9 protein-coding genes, 1 other RNA gene and 1 pseudogene are annotated in these 16201 nt (G+C 69.3%); 5 read left to right on the top strand and 6 right to left on the bottom strand.

Annotated features, from left to right (window positions below):
• Positions 1–24: 24 nt before the first annotated feature.
• The 5 genes and pseudogenes from IE262_RS07635 to IE262_RS07615 all read left to right on the top strand — a co-directional run bounded on the left by IE262_RS07635 (position 25) and on the right by IE262_RS07615 (position 6452).
• Positions 25–855 (top strand): AraC family transcriptional regulator, encoded by an 831-nt coding sequence (locus tag IE262_RS07635; RefSeq protein ID WP_189872211.1) that lies wholly within the window; start codon positions 25–27, stop codon positions 853–855.
• 81 nt (positions 856–936) lie between these two features.
• Positions 937–1716: pseudogene (locus IE262_RS40520) on the top strand (DMT family transporter); the annotation flags it as partial.
• Between the two features lie 118 nt (positions 1717–1834).
• An RNA gene (gene rnpB, locus IE262_RS07625) (RNase P RNA component class A) lies at positions 1835–2242 on the top strand.
• A gap of 464 nt (positions 2243–2706) precedes the next feature.
• Positions 2707–4140, top strand: a complete 1434-nt coding sequence (locus tag IE262_RS07620) for an ATP-binding protein (RefSeq protein ID WP_189872209.1) — start codon at positions 2707–2709, stop codon at positions 4138–4140.
• Positions 4141–4775: 635 nt separating this feature from the next.
• A complete protein-coding gene (locus IE262_RS07615; protein ID WP_189872207.1) occupies positions 4776–6452 on the top strand; it encodes an SWIM zinc finger family protein in 1677 nt (558 codons plus the stop codon).
• Positions 6453–7472: 1020 nt separating this feature from the next.
• Here IE262_RS07615 and IE262_RS07610 read toward each other — a convergent pair.
• The 6 genes from IE262_RS07610 to IE262_RS07585 form a co-directional block, all read right to left on the bottom strand.
• Positions 7473–8495 carry a LacI family DNA-binding transcriptional regulator gene (locus IE262_RS07610; protein WP_134031902.1) on the bottom strand — a complete coding sequence of 341 codons (1023 nt, stop codon included), beginning with the start codon at positions 8493–8495 and terminating at the stop codon, positions 7473–7475.
• 63 nt (positions 8496–8558) lie between these two features.
• A complete protein-coding gene (locus IE262_RS07605; RefSeq protein ID WP_134031905.1) occupies positions 8559–9395 on the bottom strand; it encodes an ATP-binding cassette domain-containing protein in 837 nt (278 codons plus the stop codon).
• Entirely contained in the window at positions 9392–10387 is a 996-nt protein-coding gene (locus IE262_RS07600; RefSeq protein ID WP_189872205.1) for an ABC transporter permease, read from the bottom strand. Before IE262_RS07600 ends, IE262_RS07605 begins: the two co-directional genes overlap by 4 nt.
• 181 nt (positions 10388–10568) lie before the next feature.
• Positions 10569–11591, bottom strand: a complete 1023-nt coding sequence (locus IE262_RS07595) for a sugar ABC transporter substrate-binding protein (protein ID WP_189872203.1) — start codon at positions 11589–11591, stop codon at positions 10569–10571.
• Between the two features lie 528 nt (positions 11592–12119).
• Positions 12120–13052 carry an aminoglycoside phosphotransferase family protein gene (locus tag IE262_RS07590; protein WP_189872201.1) on the bottom strand — a complete coding sequence of 311 codons (933 nt, stop codon included), beginning with the start codon at positions 13050–13052 and terminating at the stop codon, positions 12120–12122.
• 184 nt (positions 13053–13236) lie between these two features.
• Positions 13237–15795, bottom strand: a complete 2559-nt coding sequence (locus IE262_RS07585) for a glycoside hydrolase family 32 protein (protein ID WP_189872199.1) — start codon at positions 15793–15795, stop codon at positions 13237–13239.
• Positions 15796–16201 lie beyond the last annotated feature (406 nt).

The raw sequence follows: 16201 nt of genomic DNA, 5'->3' as shown, positions 1-16201 counted from the left end.
AACCGGCGAAGGAAGGAGCGCGAGGTGAGCGGACGCGAGCAGGCCCTCTCGTCGAGTTGGACCCGGGCCACCCTCGGCCGCGACGGCGGCCCCCTCGACCTGCTGACCGCCCGCTTCGCCCGCCACCGTTACGCCCCGCACGCGCACGACGAGTTCAGCGTGGGCATCTGTACGACAGGCGCGTCCTTCATCGACTACCGGGGCGGCGGCGTCCACGCGGGCCCGGGCGCGATCGTCGTCCTGGCTCCCGGCGAGGCGCACACCGGCATCTCCGACCCGCACGGTTACGCGTACCGCGCCCTGTACCCGGCCCCGTCCCTCCTGGCCGACGGCACGCTCACCGGCATCCCCCACTTCCGCGACCCCCTCATCGACGACCCCGAACTGTCCGCGGCCCTGCGCACCACGCACGCCGAACTCAGCGCCTGCCCCGACCCGTTGGAGACGGAATCCCGTCTCCCCTGGCTGCTCACCGCCCTCGCCCGCCGCCACTCCACGGCCCGCCCCGCCCCGGACACGATCCCCGGAGCGGGCACCATCGCCCGCGCCGTACGCGACCGCCTCGCCGACGAACTCCTCGCCCCGCCCTCCCTCGCTGCCCTCGCCGCCGACCTGGGCCTGTCCCGCTACCAGCTCCTGCGCGCCTTCCGTACGACGACGGGGATGCCCCCGTACGCCTGGCTCGCCCAGTACCGGGTCACACGGGCCCGCGGCCTGCTGGAGGCGGGCGGACGCCCCGCGGAGGTGGCCGGGCAGGTGGGCTTCGCGGACCAGGCGCACATGACGAGATGGTTCAGGCGGGTGCTGGGGGTGACACCGGCGGCGTACCGCAAGGGGGTGTCCTCGAAGCCGTAGGGGCGGCGTGGCTGGGGGCCGGGGGCTGGGGGGCGCAACAGCGTTCAAGACGCAGACGCCCCCGCGTCCGAAACTCACCGTATGACTGTACGAGGCTGGCTCCTGTTCTCCCTGATGGGAGTCCTCTGGGGCATCCCCTACCTGATGATCAAAGTGGCGGTGGACGCCGTATCGCCGTCGATGGTGGTGTTCACGCGCTGCGCGCTGGGAGCGGCCCTCCTGCTCCCCTTCGCCGTACGCCAAGGCGGACTGGCCCGGACCGTGCGCACCCACTGGCGCCCCATGCTCGCCTTCTCCGTCATCGAGATCATCGGCCCCTGGTGGACCCTGACCGACGCCGAACGCCACCTCTCCAGCTCAACAGCGGGGCTGCTGATAGCGGGCGTACCCATCGTCGGAGTCGTCCTCGCCCGCTTCTTCGGCGACACGGAGAGGCTGGGCGCACGCCGGATGGTGGGGCTGGCCCTGGGCCTGGCCGGAGTAGCGGTCCTCACCGCCCCGCACCTCACCGGCGGCGACGCGCGCTCCCTGGCGGAGGTGGGGGTCACGGTCCTGGGCTACGCCACGGCCCCGCTGATCATCGTCCGCCACCTGAAGCAGGTCCCCACACTCCAGCTGATCGCGCCCTGCCTCGCCCTGGCGGCCTTGGTCTACGCCCCCGCGGCAGCGGCGACGTGGCCGACATCGATGCCCACGCCCTCGGTCCTGGCTTCCCTCCTCGGCCTGGGCGTGATCTGCACGGCACTGGCCTTCGTCGTCTTCCTGGAACTGATCCGCGAAGTGGGCCCGACCCGTTCCACCGTCTTCACGTACGTCAACCCGGCGGTGGCGGTCGCGGCAGGCGCCGTGTTCCTGGGCGAACAGCTCACGGCAGCCGTACTCGTCTCCTTCGCCCTCATCCTGGCGGGCTCGTTCCTGGCCACGGCGGCAGCCGGACCGAGACGGGGCCCACGCCGGGTAGCATGGTCGACACGGCAGACGAGCCGGGCGGACGGCCGCGTGGAGTCCCCCTGACGGGGTGCTTCCCGAGGAACGTCCGGGCTCCACAGGGCAGGGTGATGGCTAACGGCCACCCGGGGTGACCCGCGGGACAGTGCCACAGAAAGCAAACCGCCGAGAGCTCCGGCTCTCGGTAAGGGTGAAACGGTGGTGTAAGAGACCACCAGTGCCCAGGGTGACCTGGGCAGCTCGGTAAACCCCACCCGGAGCAAGGTCAAGAGGAGCGCCGTAAGAAGCGCTCTGCGCGGACGTTCGAGGGCTGCCCGCCCGAGTCCGCGGGTAGACCGCACGAGGCCGGCGGCAACGCCGGCCCTAGATGGATGGCCGTCACCGAGGGGTTCGCGAGAACCCCTCGGAACAGAACCCGGCGTACAGCCCGACTCGTCTGCTTTTGTGGCTTTGACCTGGGGGTTCACCCGGGCAGGGCAAGCGCTTGGCGGGCGGGGGGACTTGGCTCGTCGGACGGGGTGCCGAGCGAGTGCTGCGCAGGTTCGAGTCCCCGGCGGGGGACTCGGAGCATGGGCAGAGGGACGACCGCTGGGTGGGGACGGGCAGCTGGTGATCGAGACGGTTGTCCGGGTGAATCGGTAGGTCGGCGGCAATTGACCGCAGGTTTCCCGCAGGAGCCGCAAGCGAGGGCTGGTCGTGCCGGGCCGCCGGCTGTGACCTGCGGGATTCTCTGGTGGGACCGATGTCGGCCCATCTGTCCAAGCCTGAAATGGTGTGGGCGCACTCGTCTGTGCTTCCGGCGAGTCCGTGATGGCACACGCGGCACCCGAAGCGAGCTATCGTCTAAGTTAGATTCAATCTACGTAATATCGAAACTAAGTTTCGGTCGAGAGGGGGTCGCCTGTGGAGTTCAAAGGGAGGGCGGCTGACCTGGACCTGCTGTCTCGACAACTGGACCTGGTGATCGAGGGCGAGGGCGCCACCCGAGGGCGGGCCGTCATCATGACCGGGCGGCGCCGGGTGGGGAAGTCTCGCCTGGTCCAGGAGTTCTGTGACCGGTCCCGGGTTCCGTACGTGGTCTTCCAGGCGACCCGGGGCCGCAACGCCGTGGCCGAGCGGGCGGACTTCACCGGGGCGCTCGCCCAGTCCGCCCTACCGGGGGCGGAGCTGGTGGCCGGGCTGCAGGCCTCGGATTGGAATCAGGCGCTGCGCTCACTGGCCGTCGCGGTTCCGGACGACGCCCCGAGCATCGCGGTGATCGACGAGGTGCCGTGGCTGGTGGAGCAGGACGCGGAGTTCGAGGGGGCTCTGCAGACCGTCTGGGACCGTCACCTGTCCGCCAAGCCGGTCCTGCTCATCCTGGTCGGCAGCGACATGTCGGTGATGGAGGCGCTGCAATCGTACGGCCGCCCGTTCTTCGGGCGGGCGGCGAAGATGACCGTACGGCCGCTGCACCTGGGCGATGTACAGGCCATGACCGGGCTGGATGCGGCGGACGCGGTGGACGCGCTGCTGATCACGGGAGGCTTTCCGGAAATCGTCCAGTCGTGGCGGCCAGGGGTGCGCCGGGCGGACTTCCTACGTGAGGCGGTGGCGAATCCGCTGTCTCCGCTGCTGGTGGCGGGCGAGCTGTCGCTGCTGGGGGAGTTCCCCGAGGCGTCGCACTCGCGGGCGGTTCTGGAGGCGGTGGGCAGCGGAGAGCGGACCTTCTCCACCATCGCGGCACAGGCCGGGGGAACAGGTGCCCTGCCATCGGGCACGCTGTCCCCGCTGCTGAACACCCTGCAGGCCAAGCGGGTTCTGGCGGCCGACCTGCCGCTGTCCGCGAAGGCCGACACCAAGAACAAGCGCTACCGCATCGCGGATCCGTATCTCCGGTTCTGGTTGGCCTTCCTGCAGCGGGGCATCCCGCTCATCGAGCGCGGCCGGGGCGATCTTGCCCTTGAGCGCATCGAGCGTTCCTGGCCCGCCTGGCGGGGGCGTGCGGTCGAGCCGCTCATCCGTGAGTCGCTGCTGCGGCTGTTGCCCGACGAGCGATGGCCGGAGACAGAGGCTGTCGGCGGCTGGTGGAACCGGCAGAACAACCCCGAGATCGACCTGGTCGGCACCGACCGTGAACCCGTGGCGGGCGCGGTGCACTTCGTCGGCTCCATCAAGTGGCTGGAGTCCCAGCCGTTCGGCCGGCGCGAATACGACGCCCTGGCCCGGGACGTACTCGCGGTGCCCGGTGCCGGGCCGGACACCCCGCTGGTCGCGGTGTCCCGCAGCGGTGTCGTCGGCAGTCTGCCGCTTGCGGCCCACTGGGGACCTGAAGATCTGGTCCGCGCCTGGCAATAGCGGAGAGACGGTGAGGCATGAGGTACGTGGCTCAGGATGCCCAGTGCCGGCAGGTCTCCAGCCGGGCCCACCCCTCAGGCGCGGGTCCGGGCAGCGGCAGGCTGAGGAGGCCGATCCCCTGACGGTACCGACCGCGTCCGCACGCACAGGGCGACGATGCCGCTGCCGGACCGGAGCCGGACGGTGGTGACGGTTACGGTGACGTCGAGCACGGCTATGTCGATCGTTCGGCGCTGGAGTCGGAGGCGGTATGGGGGGAGGGCTGCCGCCCAAGCCTGTGATCGACCTGCCGCCGAAGGACGACGCGCAGGAGCGCGAGGGGGAGGAGACCGAGAAGGACAGGCCCGCGGCGGAGCCGGCGGTCGCGACTGCGCGACGAACAGACAGGGAATGGGGTGTCACCGGAGACTGTGGCGGTCCAACCACGCCGGAGGAAGCGGCGGTTGCCGTCGGGCTGAGGGGCGCGGGCGCTGCCGTCGGCGATGAGGCTCGCGTGAAAGGCCTCGACGACGAACCTGGGGCCTCGTGGGTCGGCTGTGGATCGGCGGTCGAAGTGCCGAACTGTCGCACCTGCACCTCCTTGCAGCCCTAGGCTGGCGGGCTGTCACGTGCAAAATCTGGAGCAGGCGGAAACCATGGGCAGTCTCACCGAGGCCAACCTCAGGGCACTGGCCGGTGCCCGTTCCTACGAGCGCGCGCTCGGGTACCTGGAAGCGGTGTCCGGAGTCGAGGTAGGTGACGGCTGGGTCACCGCGAGCGTTCACGGCACGGAGCGGTACGAGGTCGAGCTGACACTGGAGGGGCCCGGAGGACTGGCCGGCACATGCGACTGTCCGTACGGCCTGGAGGGCAACTTCTGCAAGCACCTGGTCGCCCTCGGCCTGAGGGTGCTCGCCCAGCGGGAGAGCCTGCCACGGCAGCGGGAGGCGGCCCAGGAGCGTGCGCAGGGCCTCGACCGGTGGCTGTCCGCCCTGTCCAAGGACGAGTTGCTGGCTCTGCTGCGGGAACAGATCGACGAGGACCGGCAGGTGCGGCGGCGCCTGGAATTGCGGGCCGCAAGCGTCCGCGGGGACCTCGCCACGCTCCGGTCCGGTATCCGCGACCTGTTCGACGTCGGCTCTTTCGCCCGGTATGGGTACGTCGAGTACGCAGATGCCCGCGCCTACGCCGACCAGGCCGGGCAGGCGGTGTCCTCGATCAGGGCGCTGACCGGCTCGGGGCGGGCTGCTGACGCGATCACGCTGGCGTCGGAGGCGATGCGGCTGCTGGCCGAGGCGGTGGAGAGCGTCGACGACTCGGACGGTTGGCTCAGCCAGATCGGTGCGGGCCTTGCCGACGCACACCTCGACGCGTGCCGCGCAGCACGCCCCGATCCCGAGGAACTCGCGCGCTGGCTGGTCGGCCATGCACTCGGCGACCTCGACGACGGCCTGACCGACATCGATCCCCTCGATTACGAGGATGTCCTCGGAGAAGACGGAATGGCCGCCCTGCGGAAGCTGGCCGTGGAGGCATGGCGGGGCAACCGTCGCGGCTGGGCGGAGAAGTACCTGATGGAGCGTCTGGCCAAGGCGGGAGGCGATGTCGACGCGGTGATCGCCGTGCACGCGGCCGACCTCGCGTCGAACGGCCACACGCATCTGGTCATCGCCCGCGAGCTGGACACCGCCCAACGCTCCGGAGAGGCCCTGCGCTGGGCGGAACGCGGCATCCGGGACACCCGGGACCTCGCCGCCGTCGACACCGCTCTCGTCGACTACCTCTGCGACCTCTACACCCAGGCGGACCGTCTGACGGATGCCCTCACCGTGCGCCGCGACCACTTCCGTGCCCGCCGCACCCGGCTCACCTATCAGCAGTTGCGCGCCGCCGCGCAGGCCGCGGACTGCTGGCCGGCCGAGCGTGGGGGAGCCCTTGCCCTGCTACGTGACGACGCGGAACGACGGCGAGAGGGCTGGTACAGCGGCCCCGTCCTGGTCGACGCCCTGCTCGATGACAAGGATTTCGACGCCGCCTGGCAGGCATCCACCGAAACCGGCGCCGACGACCGGCAGTGGCTCACCCTCGCCGACCAGGCACCTGCCGACCGTTCCGCCGACGCGCTCGGCGTCTACCTCCGCCTGGCCGAGCCGCTGCTCAAGCAGACCGGCAACACGGTCTACGAGCAAATCGTCAGCCTCCTGCTACGCATCCGCGACTGCCACCGTCGCCTGGGAACGTCACACGAGTTCACGGCGTACGTCACGGCCCTGCGCACTGCCCAGAAACGCAAGCGGAACCTGATGCGCCTCATGAACGAACACGGGCTGTGAGGCCATGGGCGACGAACTCGGCAACTGGGTGTACGGCTCCTGCTTCACGAGCCGCCGGACCCGCCCGGCAGCCTGCACCCGCAACCCCTCGGCCTGTTGGCCGCCGGCTACCCTGGAGTAGCTGGCGAAGTCGCTGAGGTCGCGCAGGCTTCCCGTTCATTGAACCTTGACGCCCGAGGCGGCGCGGATGCTGGCGGAACTGATCGCGCGGCTGCGCAGCAGCGATGAAGACGGGCACCGATGCGTTTGATGGCGGAGGCGGAAACTGCACATCGGAGTACGTCGGCTGCCTGCTCAAGCCACTGCCAGTCAAACGAAACGCGGGTTCGCAGGCTCGATTCGAGTACACGGCGGGGCACTCGGAGCGTGCGGACGGAAAATTCCGCACGCCAATGCGGGCGCGTTGACCCTTCAGTCGGCCATCCGGCTCAAGCGGTGGACCGGAGCGCTTTCCCGGTCGGCTTCCGGCCCAGCCACGGCTTGAACACCGGTTCTGCACCCATGGCGCGACCATTACGCAGTACTGGCGGATGTCATGGCAGGCCGCGGATGGGGCCGTCCCCGTGCAGTGCTTCGATGCCGACCCGGAGGACATGGGGCCGTCGCCGGCAGCGGTCGACGACGTGGGGATGGATCTGTGGGAGGGGAGACATGAGCACCTAGCCCCGCCTCCCCTTGCTCGCCGACGAGGCGCGGGCAACCCGCCCCGCCGACGCGCTCGGCGTTTACCTGCGGCCCACTCGCCGCGGTTGATCCGCGGGTGGACGACTTCCAGCAGCGTGGCCGCGAAGGTGAATGCTCTCGACCTGCCGGGTCCGAGGAAGGATCCCTGAGGCCCGGCAGCGAGCCAGGCGTGGTGGCGGACAGTGAGCCGGCTCTGGGCCAGGGCTCCGGCCGTGCAGGTGTGGAAGACCTCTTCCCGATCTGGATGCCGAAGGGCACGCCCGCCCCCGGCTACCGTAGGCTCCGCGAGGACGCCTGGGCGTGATCCCGGGGTGTCGGCCGACATGGGCAAGCTGGCTACGGTGTGGGCGCGGGTTGCTCTCCCGAGCCTCGGACGATCAGCCGGGTGGGCACAGTGATGGTGCGGGCCCGTGAGCGGTCGCCGTCGAGGCGGGACAGGGCGGTGGCCGCGGCGCTGCGGCCGATTTCTTCGGGGTCCTGGGCCACGACGGTCAGGGCGGGCTCCAGTGCTTCGGCGAGGGAGACGTCGTCGAAGGCGACGACGGCTACGTCCTTGCGCTTGCTGCGGGCGAGTTCGGCGACGATTCCGAGCGCCATGATGTTGTTGCCGGCGAACAGGGCCGTGGGGGGATCGGCCAGTTCGAGGAGTCGGGAGGTCGCGGCCTCGGCGCCTGGCTGGTCATGGGCGTTGGCGACGAGCGAGCGGTCGTAGGCGATGTCGGCTTCTTGCAGGGCCGCGCGGTATCCGGCGAGGCGTTCGCGGCGGGTGTAGAGCTTGACGGGCAGGTCGCCGACGAATCCGATGCGACGGTGGCCGTGGGCGATCAGGTGGGCGACGCCGTCCTGGGCCCCCGCACGGTTGGAGCTGACGATGCTGTCCGTGGACAGGCCGACTCCCGGGCGGTCCAGGAAAACGATGGGCAGACCCGCCGTACGGTGCGATTTGAGGTCGGAGTGGTCTGCGCCGACGGACGGCACGACGATCAGGATGCTGACTCGCCGGGCGAGGAACTTGTCCGTCAGCGCGCGTTCGCGGTCGGGGTCATCCGCGGAGGAGCCCATGAGCAAGGTCAGTCCGCGTTCGCGGACGGTGTCCTCGATGCCGCGGGCAACGGCTCCGAAGAAGGGGTTGGCGAGGTCGGGGATGACCAGTCCGATGGTGGTGTCCGGGCCGCCGACGCGGATGTTGCGTGCCATGAGGTTCGGCTGGAAGCCGAGCTTGGCCACGGCGGCGAGAACCTGTTCCCTGGTCTGTTCCGAGGCGTACCCGTCCTCGTTGAGCACCCGGGAGACGGTCTTGGCGCTGACGCCCACTTCTCGGGCGACGTCTGCCATGGTCGGGCGGCGGTTCGCTGCCATGGAGGAAACGGGCTCCTGTCTCGTCGGTTCCGGTCGCGGCCTCGGCCGGCCCCTGTGAGTGCTTCAGTTGGCCTGAACTCCCGCGGCCTTCGCCGCCTCGGAATCCGCTACGACAGTACCTCCGGCCTCGTCGACGCTGAGCGCGCCGGTCATGATGGCGACGACCTCCGCCATGGAGTAGTCCGACGGCTTGATCACAGCAGCGCGCTTGCCCAGGCGGTGGACGTGGATCCGGTCGGCGATCTCGAAGACGTGCGGCATGTTGTGGCTGATCAGGACGACCGGCATGCCCTTGTCCCGGACGCGGCGGATGAGGTCGAGGACCTGCCCGGACTCCTTGACGCCGAGGGCGGCGGTGGGTTCGTCCATGACGACGACGCTGCGGGCCCAGGCGACGGCGCGGGCGACGGCGACGGCCTGCCGCTGTCCGCCGGAGAGGGTCTCGACCGACTGGGTCAGCGAGCGCAGGCCGATCTTCAGGTCGGCCATGTGCTCGGCGGCCTCCTTCCGCATGCGCTTCTTGTCGAGCATGCGGAAGGCGCTGCCGAGGATTCCGGGGCGGCGTAGTTCGCGGCCGAGGAACATGTTGGAGGCGATGTCCATGGAGGCGGCGACGGCGAGGTCCTGGTAGACCGTCTCGATGCCGTGGGCGCGTGCGCTCTGCGGGCCGGAGAAGGTGATGGGTTCGCCATTGAGGCGTATGTCGCCCGCGTCGGGGACCACTGCCCCGGTGAGGGCCTTGATGAGGCTGGTCTTGCCGGCGCCGTTGTCGCCGATGACCGCGAGGACCTCGCCGGGCAGGAGGTCGAAGTCGGCCCCGTCGATGGCGGTGACGTGGCCGTAGCGCTTGACCAGACCGCGGGCCTGCAGGACGGGGGTGGGGGAGGAGGTGGTGGTCATCGCGCCTTCTTCCGGGAGATCTGGTCGACGGTCACCGCGAGGATCACCAGGACACCGGTGATGAGGGTCTGGTAGATGGAGGCGACGCCCATCAGCTGAAGGCCGTTGCGGAAGACGCCGACGATGAGGACGCCGATGAACGTGCCCAGGACCGAGCCGCGTCCGCCGAAGAGGCTGGTGCCGCCGAGGACCACGGCGGTGATGCTGTCGAGGTTGTCGGTCTGTCCGGCCTGAGGGTCGCCGACTCCGGTGCGGGAGATGAGCAGGAGGGCGGCGACGCCGTACAGCAGGCCGGCCACGGTGTAGACGCCGATGGTCAGCCGGGAGGTGCGGATGCCGTTCAGTCGTGCCGCTTCCGGGCTGTTGCCCAGGGCGTAGACGTGCCGGCCCCAGCTGGTGTTGCTCAGGGCGTAGGCGAGGAGGAGGAACAGGGCGATGGTGACCAGGGAGCCGTAGGTGATGTCGGTGTTGCCGAGCGGGAAGGTCTGGCCGAGGGCGGTCAGCGGGCCGGGCAGGTTGGTGACCGTCTGCTCCTCGGAGTAGATGTGGGTCAGCGCGAACGCCACGTTGAGCATGCCGAGCGTGACGATGAACGGCGGCAGCGGGATCTTCTGCACCAGCGCCCCGTTGAGCAGGCCGAAGCCGCCGCAGACGACCAGGCCCAGCGCTATCGCGGCGAGCGGGGGCAGGGAGCCCTCGGCGGCCATCTTGGCGATCATGATGCTGCCGAACGCCATCACTGCTCCGCAGGACAGGTCGATGCCCGCGGTGAGGATGATCAGGGTCTGGCCGATGGCGAGGGTGCCGACGACCATGACCTGCTGCACGATCAGCGAGAAGTTCCCGCCGGTGAGGAACTGGTCGGTCGAGACGGAGAAGAAGACACAGGCCAGGAGGAGCGCGGCCAGCGGGCCGGTGGTCGGTTGCGTGAGCAGTCTGCGGACCGTGGCCGGTGCTTTGAGCTCCGCGTACGGCGTGGACGTGGCAGTCATGCGAAGTCCTTGTCGGAAGACATGAGTCCTTGTCGGTCCCGGTCAGTCCTTGTCGGACGGGACGGCAGGAGGACGAGGGGCAGCCGACCCCGGTCGGGACGAGGGGCAGCCGACCCCGGTCGGGAGGAGGGCCGGCCGCCCCGCTGAGGGGTGTCGAACGGCGGCAGCTGGAGGCGGCGGCTCAGCCCCAGCAGTTCTCCAGGCCGTAGGCGGTGTCCTTGGACGTGACCCCGTCCTGCGCCTTGTCGGTGATCAGGGTGACGCCGGTGTCTGTGTAACCGGACGCCTTCTTGCCGTCCTTGGCGTACGTCGCGACGGCCTTGACACCCTCGGCGGCCATCTTCAGCGGGTACTGCTGCGAGGTCGCCGCGATCTTGCCGTCCTTGACGGCTTGCGTGCCGGTGCAGCCGCCGTCGACGGAGACGATCAGCACGTTCTTCTCCCGGCCCTTGGCCTTCAGCGCGGTGTACGCGCCCAGCGCGGCGGGCTCGTTGATGGTGTAGACGACGTTGATGTCGGGCGACTTCTGCAGGCAGTTCTCCATCGCAGTCTGGCCCTTGGCCTGGTCGCCGCCGGTGTCCTGGGAGCAGACGATGGAGGGGTCGCCCTCCTCGACGCCGAAGCCCTTGAGGAAGCCGTTGTGCCGCTGGACGCCGACCGAGACGCCCGGCGCGAGGTCGAGGGTGGCTATCTTCGCCGACTTGCCCTTCATGGCGGCCTTGGCGTACTCGCCGATCAGCTCACCGGCCTTGTGGTTGTCGGTGGCGAAGAGGGCGTCGACCGCGCTCTCCGGGTCGGTCGGGGTGTCCAGGGCGATGACCAGGACGCCCTTGGCCTTGGCCTTCTCGATCGCCGGCACGATCGCCTTGGAGTCGCTCGGCGTGATCAGGATGCCCTTCACCCCTGCGGCGACCATGTTTTCGATGGCGGTGACCTGACCGGCGTTGTCCCCGTCGAACTTGCCCGCCGCGGTGGACAGTTCGACACCGTTCTCCTTGGCGGCCTTCTCCGCGCCCTCCTTCATCTTCACGAAGAACGGGTTGGTGTCGGTCTTGGTGATCAGACCGACCTTGACGCTGCCCGATCCGGTGCTCGCGCTGCCCGATCCCGATCCGGATCCACAGGCGGTCAGCGTGAGGGCCGCGACGCCCGTGCACGCGGCGGCTCTGAGCAAGGAGGAGGGCAGACGAGAGATGCGTGACATGAACGACTCCTGCGGGATTGCGGGCGAGCGGCCGGCATCGAGGCATGCCGTCCCGAGGTGTCATCGTTGACTTGTGTCATCGTTGACACTGCTTGGCGAGGATGATGGACTCCGGTCCCCGGCAACGTCAATGCCTTGCAGCCGTCACATATCGGCAACGCCCGTGGACGTCGTCCGCCCGAAGCTGTTCAGCGCATGCCCGCGAGGTGCCCGTTTTGCCCGCGCGATCTCAGAGAAGAGCAGCCCATGACAGATCACCGGCCTGGGAGAGTGTGCCGCCGACGCGTCAACCGAACCCGCACCGTAGAAGACACGTTGCGGTCAGGTCGAACGGCCAAGTAGCCCGTCGGGTCGGACAGTCCCGCAGCGGACGCCGACGACGCCGGTTCACCGCGTCCACGCGCGACAACTCGACGCATGCCCCTGCGCGATCCACCCCGTCGGCCGACCACACAGTACTCCAGCACCCCAGCTTCCCCTCAGTGGCCGCACTCGTTCACCCACCGGCCCCGGCGGCACCATCACGCTCTACGAGCGTTCTGTGAGCAACTCGGCCAGTCGGTCGGCGAATTCGGTGAGCCAGTCCAGCCGTGGTCCGCTGCGGGCGATACGAAAACCATGGCGCCGACCCCAGAACGCGGCCTGGACGGCATGGAACTGGGCCCACCGCTGGACGCGTTCACGGTCGAGTTCCGCGGCCTCGGCGAAGACATCCAAGACGCGGTGGACGGCCTTGCGCAGGTCATCCGCTTCGAGAAGCGTCAGCGCGCGGGACTTCAGCAGCGTGCCGCCGTCGTAGGCAGGATCTCCCACGTACCCCTTGGGGTCGACAGCCAGCCACGGCTCTCGGTCGGCACGCAGGATGTTCCGGGCGTGGAAGTCGCCATGGACGAGGGTGTCCGGCTGGGCCCGACCCAGCTCCCGAACGGTCGCAAGGGCGGCATCCAGCACCTGACGCGGCAGCGCATGCGGCAGTTCCTCGGCGTCCTCGTAAAGCTGCTCCTCCCAGGCAACGGCCCGCTCACGCAGCCGGGGCAGGCCGGGCGGTGCGGGGATGGCCAGGCGGCGATTGAGCCGCCCGGCGACCGTCACCACCTCGTCGCTGTCCTCGGCCTCGGCCAGAGTCGACGGCTGAACCCGCTCCAGCAGCATCGCGAACCGTTCGTCGTCGCGCTCATGCAGCAGGACGGCGCCGCACCCGCCCCACGCATCGAAGGCATCCGGCTCATGGACGTTGCCGGGATGTGGAAACGACACTTTCAGCACGGCGCTCTGCTCGGCCCGCCGCCGTACCGGAACGATGACGCCGACGCCCCCGTGCATGACCTCGCCGTCCGGCACGCACCCCCAGCGCCCCAGCAACTCCTCCACGATCCCGGGCAGCTCGGCGATCCACGTCGCCCCGGCCTCCCCGTCGCGGGCGACGGTGCTCTGTGCGAACTCCTCTGGTACCGCAATCATCCCGGCACCCTACGCGTCGGCCCGCCGCGGCCATCAAACCCAAGCCGGCCGCTGCCGCCGCCCGGCAGACCGCGCCCTGAGAAGATCGCGCTCCACAACTGGAGTGTTACTGGAACATGGGCTGGGTCGAGGGCTCGCACGCCGAAGCCGCTCCTGGCCGACCGGCGCTTGGACCCCCGGCACGTCACCGCCAGATGGACTTCAGCGGCCACGCCTGCATGCGGTCGAGGGTGGCGGCGCCGCCCTCGGCGAAGACCTGGACGCCGGTGCTGGAGGGGTCGGGGAAGATCTGGTCGGTGATCACTGCCTCGCCGTTGCCGCCGAAGACCTCGACGGACGACCAGTCGACCAGGATCCGCAGCTTGACCTTGCCGTTCTTGGCCTTCAACGGTGCGGTTTGGACGCCGGGGAAGGTGCTGTTGAAGTCTCCGGCGCCCGAGCGGCTGCGGTCGACGTACAGCTCCTGGGTCGTGGTGTCGTAGCCGATGACGGTCTCCTCGCCGCCTGCTCCGGTGCGCACCTTCAGGCCGAAGCGGTCGGCGTCCCTGGGGGAGAAGGTCGCCTCGATGTCGAGTGCCCTGCCCTTGGCCGCCGGGGCGATCAGGGGGGTGGAGGTGCTCGTGACCGTGACGCCGGCCGCGGTCGCAGGGCGCTTCTCACGCAGGGACTTCACGCTGTTCACCGGCTTGCTCGTCAGCCGGACGCGGCCGTCGACGGTGCGCAGGGCCATCTCGCGGGGGATGCTCTGGGCACCGCGCCAGGGGGAGGTGGGGATGGAGCCGGCGTAGTCCCAGTTGTTCATCCAGCCGATCATGTAGCGCTTGCCGCCCGGTGCGTTCTCCCAGGACACCGCCGCGTAGTAGTCCTTGCCGTAGTCGGTCCAGTCGGCGAGCTGGACGGCGGACTTGGCGGGCTTGTCAGCGGCGGTGAACTGGTCGGCCATGACGTGGCCCCAGCCGGCGGTGTTCATGTCGACGACCTGGATCTGCGCCTTCTTGCCGACGTACGGGCGCATGTCGAAGGACGCCCAGTCCAGGCTCTCGCTGTCGGCGCCCGTGGCGCTGCGGACGATCTTGCCGTCGATGAGCAGGTTGACGGACGTCTCCTGGGAGACGGGCGGGGCCTTGGTGTCGGACATCACGATGTGGTCGACGTTGAGGTGGCCCCAGCCGCCGCTGTTGTTGTCGACGATCTTGATCTGCGCCTTCTTACCGGCGAGGTCGCTGACGTCCCAGGAGGCCCAGTTGAGCGCTTCGGCGTCCCTGCCGGTGGCGCTGCGGACGACTTGGCCGTCGACGAGGAGTTCGACGGCGGTCGGGTTGTCGGAGTCGGCCGGGTGGTTGCCGCCGCCGATGAGGAAGTTGATGTGCTTCTTGTCGATGGTGAATGCGGGTGAGGTGAGGGTGCCGGTGGTGGCGTCGCCGTTCAGGTAGGTATTGGCCAGCCCTTCTCCCAGGAAGCCGGAGACCTGTCCCTGGTCGGGGAGGGTGCCGGTGGCCGGTGCGGTGCCGAAGGCGTCCCCGGTCGCCGTCCAGTCGCCGTAGGTTCCGCCTTCGAAGTCGGCGAGGACCGTGCCCTCGGGGGGAGTCCTGTCCATGACGGTTCCGGCCTCGTGCGGATGCCGCCCGCCACCGATCTTGAAGTTCAGGTAGGGGCTGTCGACGGTGAAGGAGGGGGAGGCGAGGACGCCGGTGGCGCCGTCACCGCCGTGGAAGCTGTTGGCGAGGCCCTTGCCGTCGAAGCCGGAGACCGCCCCCTGCCAGTCCACCGCACCGGTTGCCGGTCCTTGGCCGAACGCGGTGCCGGTGGTCGTCCACGAACCGAAATCGGTGCCCTCGAAGTCCTGCAGCACCGTGCCGGTGGGTGGGGTGTAGGTGCCCTTGTCCTCGGCGGTGAACCGCTTGCCGTCGAAGTCGCCGATGAAGTACTGCGAGCCCGAACCGCCCGCGATGCCTCCGGGGTTGATGTTGACGACCAGCACCCACTTGATGTTGTTCTTGTCCCCGTCGACCGCGAGGGGGAACAGGTCGGGGCACTCCCACACGCCCGCCGTCGAACCAGCGGGCCCGAACTCGCTGAGCAGCTCCCAGTCCTTGAGGTTCTTGGACGAGTAGAACCGCACCTTGTGCTCTCTGGACAGTGAGACCGTCATGAGCCAGCTCTTGGTCGGCGCGTACCACTGGACCTTGGGGTCGCGGAAGTCCTTGGAGCCGATGTCGATGACGGGATTGCCCTGGTACTTGGTCCAGGTGCGGCCGCGGTCGGTGCTGTAGGCGAGCGACTGGGCCTGCCTGCTGCCGTCCTTGTAGGCGCTGGTGTAGATCGCCACCATGGGCGGGTTCTTCTTCGTACCGAAACCGGTGGTGTTGTTCCGGTCGACGACCGCGCTGCCGGAGAACACCAACTCCTCGTCGTCGTGCGGCAGGGCGAGCGGCAGTTCCTCCCAGTGCACGAGGTCCTTGCTCACCGCGTGCCCCCAGGAGATGTCGCCGAAGGAGTTGCCGTTCGGGTTGTGCTGGTAGAAGAGGTGGTATTCGCCCTTGTAGTACACGAGGCCGTTGGGGTCGTTCATCCAGTTCTTCTCCGGAGTGAAGTGGAACTGGGGTCTGTAGGTCTCGGTGTACGGCGGGGTGTCGGCAGCGACGGACTGGGGAGCGAGCGGCGCGGCGGACAGGGCGCAGACCGTTGCCACCGCCGCTGTCAACCGCATGCGGGCATGCCGGGATACGCGTGCAGAGCTCATGGTGTCTCCTAGTCCCGCGGCCGTCCGCGCAGCGGTGACTGCGGCCCTGGCGCGGACGGGCCGAAAAGTGAGGCCCCGGGCCGGCGTTGACAGCCGTGCCGTCGCCCAGGGGTGTCATCGTTGACTTGTGTCATCGATGACAGCGAGTGCCCGATTATGAAGCGCACTCCGGCCTGTGCGTCAACGGTGCGGGCGCGATTGCTTCGTGCGGCCCACCGCCCATCAGGCGTCGGCGGGGTCGTGACCTGCGTAAACGGGTTCGGTCATGGCGGGTTGGGGTCGGCGTTCGCGCAGGTCGGGTCGGGCGGCGTACCTTCGCGGGCTTCCGTGGCTCGTCGAGATGTGTGAACGAGTTGTTTCCGGTGTGTTGACCGGTTGGCTCTCTCGGTGCTTCACTTCCGGAACC

The sequence above is a fragment of the Streptomyces bluensis genome (genome assembly GCF_014650715.1).
Lineage (GTDB): Bacteria > Actinomycetota > Actinomycetes > Streptomycetales > Streptomycetaceae > Streptomyces > Streptomyces bluensis.
This window is presented reverse-complemented; position numbering and strand designations above follow the sequence as displayed.

Bases quoted from the DNA above. Each gene is read 5' to 3' on its own strand.
- IE262_RS07615 (WP_189872207.1), top strand. From the start codon at position 4,776: ATGGGCAGTCTCACCGAGGCCAACCTCAGGGCACTGGCCGGTGCCCGT.
- IE262_RS07610 (WP_134031902.1), bottom strand. From the start codon at position 8,495: ATGGCAGCGAACCGCCGCCCGACCATGGCAGACGTCGCCCGAGAAGTG.
- IE262_RS07605 (WP_134031905.1), bottom strand. From the start codon at position 9,395: ATGACCACCACCTCCTCCCCCACCCCCGTCCTGCAGGCCCGCGGTCTG.
- IE262_RS07600 (WP_189872205.1), bottom strand. From the start codon at position 10,387: ATGACTGCCACGTCCACGCCGTACGCGGAGCTCAAAGCACCGGCCACG.
- IE262_RS07595 (WP_189872203.1), bottom strand. From the start codon at position 11,591: ATGTCACGCATCTCTCGTCTGCCCTCCTCCTTGCTCAGAGCCGCCGCG.
- IE262_RS07590 (WP_189872201.1), bottom strand. From the start codon at position 13,052: ATGATTGCGGTACCAGAGGAGTTCGCACAGAGCACCGTCGCCCGCGAC.
- IE262_RS07585 (WP_189872199.1), bottom strand. From the start codon at position 15,795: ATGAGCTCTGCACGCGTATCCCGGCATGCCCGCATGCGGTTGACAGCG.